The 8,150-nt window shown below is 66.0% G+C and carries 7 protein-coding genes and 1 pseudogene; 7 read left to right on the forward strand and 1 reads right to left on the reverse strand.

What is annotated here, in order from left to right:
- The 7 genes and pseudogenes from NNI01S_RS31960 to NNI01S_RS31985 all read left to right on the forward strand — a co-directional run bounded on the left by NNI01S_RS31960 (nucleotide 1) and on the right by NNI01S_RS31985 (nucleotide 6,732).
- Nucleotides 1–906 carry a DnaJ C-terminal domain-containing protein gene (locus NNI01S_RS31960; RefSeq protein WP_063025119.1) on the forward strand — a complete coding sequence of 302 codons (906 nt, stop codon included), beginning with the start codon at nucleotides 1–3 and terminating at the stop codon, nucleotides 904–906.
- Nucleotides 903–1,231: pseudogene (locus tag NNI01S_RS31965) on the forward strand (chaperone modulator CbpM). Before NNI01S_RS31960 ends, NNI01S_RS31965 begins: the two are co-directional and overlap by 4 nt.
- The gene (gene clpB, locus NNI01S_RS31970; protein WP_063025121.1) at nucleotides 1,213–3,846 is read left to right on the forward strand and encodes an ATP-dependent chaperone ClpB; all 2,634 of its coding nucleotides are present in this window, start codon (nucleotides 1,213–1,215) and stop codon (nucleotides 3,844–3,846) included. The pseudogene NNI01S_RS31965 and the gene clpB overlap by 19 nt, the downstream one beginning before the upstream one ends.
- A gap of 14 nt (nucleotides 3,847–3,860) precedes the next feature.
- Nucleotides 3,861–4,313: a thioredoxin gene (trxA, locus tag NNI01S_RS31975; protein WP_063025123.1), complete on the forward strand. Its 453-nt coding sequence runs from the start codon at nucleotides 3,861–3,863 to the stop codon at nucleotides 4,311–4,313.
- On the forward strand, nucleotides 4,310–4,576 hold the full coding sequence (locus tag NNI01S_RS34115; protein ID WP_084489457.1) for a UBP-type zinc finger domain-containing protein: 267 nt from the start codon (nucleotides 4,310–4,312) through the stop codon (nucleotides 4,574–4,576). Before trxA ends, NNI01S_RS34115 begins: the two co-directional genes overlap by 4 nt.
- Nucleotides 4,554–6,278: an FAD-dependent oxidoreductase gene (locus NNI01S_RS31980; protein ID WP_063025125.1), complete on the forward strand. Its 1,725-nt coding sequence runs from the start codon at nucleotides 4,554–4,556 to the stop codon at nucleotides 6,276–6,278. Before NNI01S_RS34115 ends, NNI01S_RS31980 begins: the two co-directional genes overlap by 23 nt.
- 13 nt (nucleotides 6,279–6,291) lie before the next feature.
- The gene (locus NNI01S_RS31985; RefSeq protein ID WP_174554538.1) at nucleotides 6,292–6,732 is read left to right on the forward strand and encodes a DUF1931 family protein; all 441 of its coding nucleotides are present in this window, start codon (nucleotides 6,292–6,294) and stop codon (nucleotides 6,730–6,732) included.
- A gap of 310 nt (nucleotides 6,733–7,042) precedes the next feature.
- Here the strand turns inward: NNI01S_RS31985 and NNI01S_RS31990 are convergent, their stop codons facing one another.
- Nucleotides 7,043–8,074: a hypothetical protein gene (locus NNI01S_RS31990; RefSeq protein ID WP_063025129.1), complete on the reverse strand. Its 1,032-nt coding sequence runs from the start codon at nucleotides 8,072–8,074 to the stop codon at nucleotides 7,043–7,045.
- Nucleotides 8,075–8,150: the final 76 nt, after the last annotated feature.

Raw genomic sequence — 8,150 nt, forward strand, 5'->3', positions numbered from 1 at the left:
ATGGCGCGTGACTACTACGAAGTGCTCGGTGTCCCGCGCGGCGCCGGCACCGACGAAATCCAGCAGGCGTACCGCAAGCTGGCGCGCAAATATCACCCCGACGTGAACAAGGACCCCACTGCGGAGGACAAGTTCAAGGAGGCCAACGAGGCCTACCAGGTGTTATCCGACCCGGACACCCGGAAACGCTACGACCGATTCGGTGACGACTTCCGGCGTGTGCCCGAGGACTACGACGAACGGGTCCGGGCAAGCACCGGGCGGTACGGCGGCCCGGGCAGAAGGGTGCACTTCGGTCAAGGTTTCGGTCGCGAGGGCGCGGTCAACTTCGAGGACCTCTTCGGGCAGATGTTCGGCGGCGCCGGCGGGTACGGGCCGATTCCCGGCGCCGACCAGGAAGCGGAACTGGAACTGACTCTGGAACAGGCGTATCGGGGCGGCAAACACACACTCAGACTGGACGGACGCCAGTACGACGTCGACATTCCCGCCGGTGTCCTGGACGGCCAGAGAATCCGGCTGGCCGGGCAAGGCGGGCGGAGCAACGGTGACGCGCCGCCCGGGGATCTGTACCTCGTAGTGCGGATTAAGCCGCATCCCCGGTTCCGGGTACAGGGCCGGGACATCTATGTGGACCTGCCCGTATCGCCATGGGAGGCGGTGCTCGGGTCGACCGTCGTCGTTCCCACCCCGGGTGGCGAAGCGAAAGTCAAAGTGGCTCCGGGCTCGTCGACGGGAAGGAAGCTGCGGCTGCGCGGAGAAGGAATGCCCAATCCGCGTGGCCCCAACGGCAACCTCTACGCCGAGATCAAGGTGATGGTGCCGTCGAAACCGACAGCCCGCGAACGTGAGCTGTTCGAGCAGTTGGCCACCGAATCGAACTTCGATCCGAGGAAAGCGACATGAGCACCCCGACCCCGGTCACCCAGTACGTATTGGTTCGCCGTCCCGGATTGTCGCCAGATGCCTTCGCCGAACGTACCGGGCTGCACCCGGACCTGGCACGAAGGCTTGTGGCGCTCGGCCTGCTCGACGCCCACCGAGACGTCGGCGGCGCGATGTCGTTCGAACCATCCGAAGTGGTCCAGGCCGCCCGCATCCAACGGCTGCGGACCGGTCTGGGCTTGAACTACTCGGCAATCGGGCTCGTGCTCGATCTGCTGGATCGAATCGAGGAACTCGAAGCAGCTTCCCGCGGAAGGAGGGCACCCCATGGACACCGGCAGCCTGACTGAAAAGTCACGAGAAGCCCTGCAGGAAGCCCAGAATGTAGCGACCAGAATGGGTCACACCGAGGTCGACGGAGAGCATCTGCTGCTCGCGTTGGTCGATCAGCGGGAAGGGCTGGTACCTCGACTGCTCGAGCAGGCCGGCGCCAACGTCGATGCCCTGCGATCCGATCTGGAACGTGAACTCTCGCGCAGGCCGAAGGTCAGCGGCCCCGGCGCGACGCCCGGTCAGGTGATGATCACCCAGCGCCTGGCCAAGTTGCTCGACGCCGCGGAGCGGGAGGCGAAGCGACTCAAGGATTCCTACGTGTCCGTGGAGCATCTCGTGATGGCCCTCTCCGAGGAGGGGTCGGCCACTGCGGCAGGCCGGGTCCTCGCCAGTCATGGGGTCACGCGAGAATCCTTCCTCGCCGTCTTGACCACAGTGCGCGGCCATCAGCGCGTCACATCGGCGACCCCGGAAGGGGCCTACGAGGCGCTGGAGAAGTACGGACGCGATCTCGTCTCCGAGGCCCGGATAGGCGCACTCGATCCGGTCATCGGCCGAGATGCCGAGATCCGTAGGGTAACGCAGATCCTGAGCCGGAAGACGAAGAACAATCCGGTGCTGATCGGCGACCCCGGCGTCGGTAAGACCGCGATCGTGGAGGGCCTCGCCCAGCGGATCGTCCGCGGCGATGTGCCCGAGGGCCTGCGCGACAAGACGATCTTCTCGCTCGACATGGGTTCCCTGGTGGCCGGCGCGAAGTACCGCGGCGAGTTCGAGGAGCGACTGCAGGCGGTGCTGTCCGAGGTGAAGGCGGCCGAGGGGCGCATCCTGTTGTTCGTCGACGAGTTACATACCGTTGTGGGCGCGGGATCAGTCGGCGGCGACGGATCTCTCGACGCCGGCAACATGCTCAAGCCGATGCTCGCCCGCGGCGAACTACACATGATCGGTGCCACCACTCTCGACGAGTATCGCAAGCACATCGAATCCGATGCGGCACTGGAGCGTCGCTTCCAGACCGTTCTCGTCGACGAGCCCAGCATCGAGGATGCGATCTCGATTCTGCGCGGACTTCGGGAACGCCTCGAGGTGTTTCACGGCGTGAAGATCAAGGACGGCGCCCTGGTTGCCGCCGTGACCCTCTCGCACCGGTACATCACAGACCGCTTCCTTCCGGACAAGGCGATCGACCTGGTCGACGAGGCATGCGCTCGGCAACGCACAGAAATCGACTCGATGCCCGCCGAACTCGACGAGCTCACCCGGAAAGTGACCCGGCTGGAGATCGAAGAGGCCGCGCTGTCGAAGGAAACGGACGCGGCCAGCAAGGCGCGCCTCGAAGAGTTGCGCAAGGAGCTGGCCGACCTACGGGCCGAGGCCGACGCCAGGCACGCTCAGTGGGAGGCCGAGCGGCAGGCGATCCGGCGGGTGCAGGAGCTGCGGGGAGAGCTGGAACGGTTGCGCCACGAGGCCGAGGAGGCAGAGCGCAACTACGACCTCAACCGGGCCGCCGAGTTGCGATACGGCGAGATCACCGAGCTGGAACGCAGGCTCAGGGCGGCGGAGGAGCAACTGGCCACCAGGCAGGGCCGGACCCCGTTGCTGCGTGAAGTGGTCACCGAAGACGAGATCGCGGAGATCGTGGCCGCATGGACGGGTATCCCGGTCGCCCGGCTGCAGGAAGGCGAGCGGGAGAAGCTGCTGAAGCTCGACGAGATTCTGCACGAGAGGGTCGTCGGCCAGGACGAGGCGGTGCAACTGGTCGCAGACGCGGTGATCCGGGCGAGGTCGGGTATCCGTGACCCGCGCCGGCCGATCGGTTCGTTCATCTTCCTGGGCCCTACCGGCGTGGGAAAGACCGAGCTCGCAAAGACACTGGCCAGTGCCCTCTTCGACAGCGAAGACAACATGGTGCGCCTGGACATGAGCGAGTACCAGGAGCGGCACACGGTGAGCAGGCTCATCGGTGCGCCCCCCGGGTACGTCGGATACGACGAGGGCGGCCAGCTCACCGAAGCGGTGCGCCGCAAGCCGTATTCCGTAGTGCTCTTCGACGAGATCGAGAAGGCCCACGCCGACGTCTTCAATACCCTGCTGCAGGTGCTCGATGACGGCCGGATCACCGATTCTCAAGGCAGGCAGGTCGATTTCCGGAACACGGTGATCATCATGACATCCAACATCGGATCCCAGTATCTCCTCGAGGGAGTCACAGCCGATGGCGAGATCAAACCGGATGCCCGGGGTCGGGTGCTGGCGGAACTACGCGGGCACTTCCGTCCGGAGTTCCTCAACCGGGTCGACGACATCGTGTTGTTCACCCCGCTCACGCTGCCCCAGATCGAGCACATCGTCGAGCTACAACTCACCGACCTTCGCAACAGGTTGTCGGAGCGGCAGATACACCTGGATATCACGCCGGAAGCGCGCCGGCTCATCGCCGAACACGGTTTCGACCCGGTCTACGGTGCGCGGCCGCTGCGACGGTACATCGCCCACGAGGTGGAGACCAAGATAGGTCGTGCGCTGTTGCGCGGCGAGATCGAACCGGGTGGCACCATCCGTGTCACGGTGGACGGCGGCGAGCTCGCCGTCGCCTATGCGGAACCCGCCGTCGCCGCGGCCTGAGAAGAGGTGCCGTCATGGGATCCGAAAAGGTGAAGTGCCCGAACTGCGGCAGGGTCAACAAGGTAGCGGCGGCCGGGGAAGGAAAACCGCGCTGCGGGAACTGCCACGAACCGCTGCCCTGGATCGCCTCGGCAGTGGACGACGACTTCGCGGAGGTCGCCGAGAAATCCTCGGTGCCTGTGCTCGTCGACCTCTGGGCGACGTGGTGCGGTCCTTGCCGCATGGTCAGTCCGGCGCTCGAGCAGCTCGCCAGGGAACGCGCGGGTCAGATCAAGCTGGTGAAAATCGATGTGGATGCTGCGCCCAAGACGGCCGAACGGTTCACCGTCCGCGCCGTACCGACTCTGCTGGTGATCGACCGAGGCGAGGTTCTGGCTCATCAGGCGGGCGCAGCTCCGGTACCACAACTGCGCACATGGCTCGATCAGGCGCTCTCGGAAAAAGCAGGCAAGGAGACGAAGCCATGACTTCCATCCATGTGGACCCACACGTGACCGCGATCCGGCCCGTCGCACCTCGGACTCCGCAGGGCTGCGAGGAATGTCTTCGCCTCGGCACCCCGTGGGTACATCTGAGGCTGTGTCTGACGTGCGGACACGTCGGTTGCTGCGACTCCTCGCCGGGCCAGCACGCGAGCGCGCACGCTCACGTCATCGGCCATCCGATCGTCCAATCGATGGAGCCAGGTGAAGATTGGCGCTGGTGTTATGTCGACCAGAACTTCGTCTGAGGACGCCGCTCCCGTCCGCGACATTCCGCCGCTCGACGAGACTCCGGATGAGCTCGGAGCGTACCCGCGGCTGACGGACGACCAGGTCGCGACACTCAAGGTCGGCGGCATGCGTCGATCGGTTCGCGCCGGCGAGGTGCTGATCCGAGAGGGCGAACCCAGCAACGACTTCCTCGTTATCCTCTCGGGCAAGGTCGCGATCATCGACGAGGGCGACGGAGCCGGCGAACGTCGGATACTGCGCGTGCACGGCCCCGGCCGATTCCTGGGCGAGCTCGGACTGCTGGAAGGCCAGGTGGCGTTCTTCACCGCCGAGGCGATCGAGGACGGCGAGATGCTCGTCGTCCCGGCCGACCGGGTGCGCGCGCTGGTTTCCCACGATCCCGTGCTCAGCGATCTGATCCTGCGCGCCTACCTGGTGCGGCGGCACCTGCTGATCGGGCTGGGTTCGGGATTCCGGATCATCGGCTCCCGCTATTCACCGGATACGTTGCGGCTTCGGCAGTTCGCCACGCGAAACCGATTGCCCCACAGATGGATCGATGTGGAGCAGGACGAACGGGCGGAGCAGCTGCTGCGCAGCCTGAACGTCGCCCCCGAGGACACTCCCGTCGTGATCTGGCACGGCGATAAGGTGCTGCGCAATCCCACGAGTGCGGAACTCGCCCGCATCGTCGGGCTTCCGGTCCCGGACTCGGTCCGGGACGCAGCCCAGGCCGTCTGCGACCTCGTCGTGGTGGGTGCGGGACCAGCCGGTCTGGCCGCGTCCGTGTACGGCGCCTCGGACGGGTTGAACACGGTGACACTGGAGTCGTTCGCCGCGGGCGGCCAGGCCAGCACCTCATCCCGGATCGAGAACTACCTCGGCTTCCCGGCAGGGATCTCCGGCGCCGAATTGGCGGAGCGAGCCGTGATCCAGGCCGGGAAGTTCGGCGCCCGCATCCTGGTGTCGGCGGAGGTGACCGGTGTGGGGTCCGAGGACGGCCACCACGTGCTCCGGCTGGCGGACGGCGGCACGGTTCGCGGCCGGGCCGTCGTGCTCGCCACCGGGGCGCGATACCGCAAGTTGGCGGTTCCGGGAATCGAGGTACTGGAGGGGACGAGCGTGTACTACGCCGCGACCCATCAGGAAGCGCGGATGTGCGGCACCGACCCGGTGGCCATCGTCGGCGGCGGCAACTCCGCCGGACAGGCCACCGTCTTTCTCGCCGACCGTGTCTCCCACGTTCACCTGCTCATCCGCGGCGGTGACCTCGGAAAGAGCATGTCCCGATACCTCGTCGACCAGATCGAGCGCCATCCGCGCGTGACCGTCCACCGGAATACCGAGATTCGCGAGGTCCACGGTGAGAAGTACCTCGACCAGATTGTGGTCGAGAACAATCACACGGGCGAACAGGACACCCTCCGGGTACACGCCCTGTTCGTCTTCATCGGCGCGGTGCCGCACACCGGGTGGCTGGCCGACACGATCGCACTCGACGACCACGGCTTCGTCCTCACGGGCGTGGACGCGGTCCACGCCCGTGAGGACGGCAACCAGTGGATCGGCGACCGGCCATCGAGGACGCTCGAAACAAGCTCGCCCGGCCTGTTCGCTGCCGGCGACGTCCGCACCGGCTCCGTGAAACGTGTCGCCTCCGCTGTCGGTGAGGGAGCGATGGCGGTTCGCCAAATCCATGAATACTTCGACAGGAGCTGACGACATGCCAGTAATGGGGACCGTGAAATTCCAGCAACTCTTCCGAGCAGCGGCCGGCCTACGAGTCGACCGGAACGATCTCAAGCGCTATACGGATTTCGTCGACGACAAGATCTACGATCTGATCCTCATCGGCAAGTCCTCGGCGAAGGCGAACCTGAGGGACGTGATCGAACCGTGGGACCTACCGATCACCAAGGGGCTGCAGGAGAGTATCCACCGGTTCGAGAAACTCGACCAGGAAATCGAACTCCAGTCTGTGCTCGATCAACTAACGGCCCGGCCGCCGTTGGACATGGCCCTCTCCGAGGCGACCGAGCAGCGACTGCCGCTGATCGCCGGAGGCTTGAGCGTGGCGCTGGCGCACACATTCGTCACGATTGAACCGGACCGTAGCAACCCAGGGACCGCCGAATGGAACGTCGCCTTCGACATCTTCCATCTCCTGCTCTGACCACCGCCCGCGCCCGGCGAACCAGTAGGTTCTGTCTCCCAATCTGGTGGATAGCTCCATTCAGGTCGTGTAGTGGTGCAACATGCTCTGCTGTGACGGGGCTGGTGGTTGATCGATACCGGTAGTTCATCTGGTCGCCGACGGGCACGGGCGGGGTTGGGCGGTCGTGCTCACCCCGGGTCAGGTGAACGACTCGCCGATGCTGGACCCGGTACGACAAACTGGCCATCACCTACCGCGCCGGAGTCGTTCTGGCCCTGATCATCGAACGGCCGAGAGCCGCCGGGCAGCCGTCGACACCATCACGTTGTCAGTCCGCGTGGTCGAATCGCTGGCGTTGCCGGGCCCCGTAGGCCGCCGCCTTCACGGCTTCGTCGTCCTCCATGCCTGATCCCAGCGCACCGCCCAGGGTCGCGACGGCGCCGACCAGCCAGGCCATCAGCAACAGCGTCGTCGATCCCGCGGGCCTGCCGGTGTTCTCGGTGACCATCTGCGGCGGGATCGTCCACCAAGCGGTCAGCAGCAACAGGACGAACAGCGCGGTGTGGAAGACGACGACGCCGATCGTCAGGGTGATGACCGTCGAGGCGTTGTACAGCACCGCGCGCTCTCGGGCGCCGCTCGATCCCGGACGTTCCCACAGCTTGTGTTCGATGATGAGCCAGGCGATCAGCGACGCGCTCGCCAGCACCGTCGCCGCGCTCAACCGCCACGGCCCCATCGTGGCCGACAGTTGCCACATCGTCGGATAGGCCAGGCTGACCGCCCCGGTCGCGAAGGCCGCCATCATCACCTTCGACATGCCGGTCACCAAACGCCACGGCCGGTTGGCATAGACCATGCCCGCGAGCAGCCGCAGACGAGACAGGGCCGAGGGCGCGAGATAATGGACGACATCGTCGTCCTGCACCCGCTCGAGCCGCTTCGCCGGTGCGTGCTGTTCCCTGGAGCGGCCGGTCACCTCGGCCACGACGGTTCGCGCCAGGTCCCGTACCCGGCGCTCGATGAACGCACCGCCCAACCCCGGGATGGAGATCACCGCGAAGCGGTCCGGCACGCTGATGTCGGCCAGTACTGGCGTCGTTCCCTGGCGCCGGGGCAGATCGGTGAGGTAGATAACGACGTCCTCGGTCTCCCCACCCGGGTCGATGGCTCCGACGACCTTCGAGAACTCGGTGTCCTCATCGATCGGGTAGGCATGACACCGCACCGACACATCCCGAGCGCCGGATGCGGCCCCGTCGCTCCGAGTGCTCGACAGCGAATCGGACAGATGTTCGGCGATCGCCGCTGGGGCCCCGGGATCGGCGATCAGCAGAATTGACGACTGTTTCCCTGCCATGGGCGCCGCCTACCCTCGCCGCAAGCGGCCAAACGCCCCCGGTTTCACGCACACGCACGCCCGAGACCTCACGGCA

Origin of the sequence: Nocardia niwae NBRC 108934 = DSM 45340 (assembly GCF_001613465.1) — a bacterium.
In the GTDB taxonomy this organism is placed as follows: Bacteria; Actinomycetota; Actinomycetes; order Mycobacteriales; family Mycobacteriaceae; genus Nocardia; species Nocardia niwae.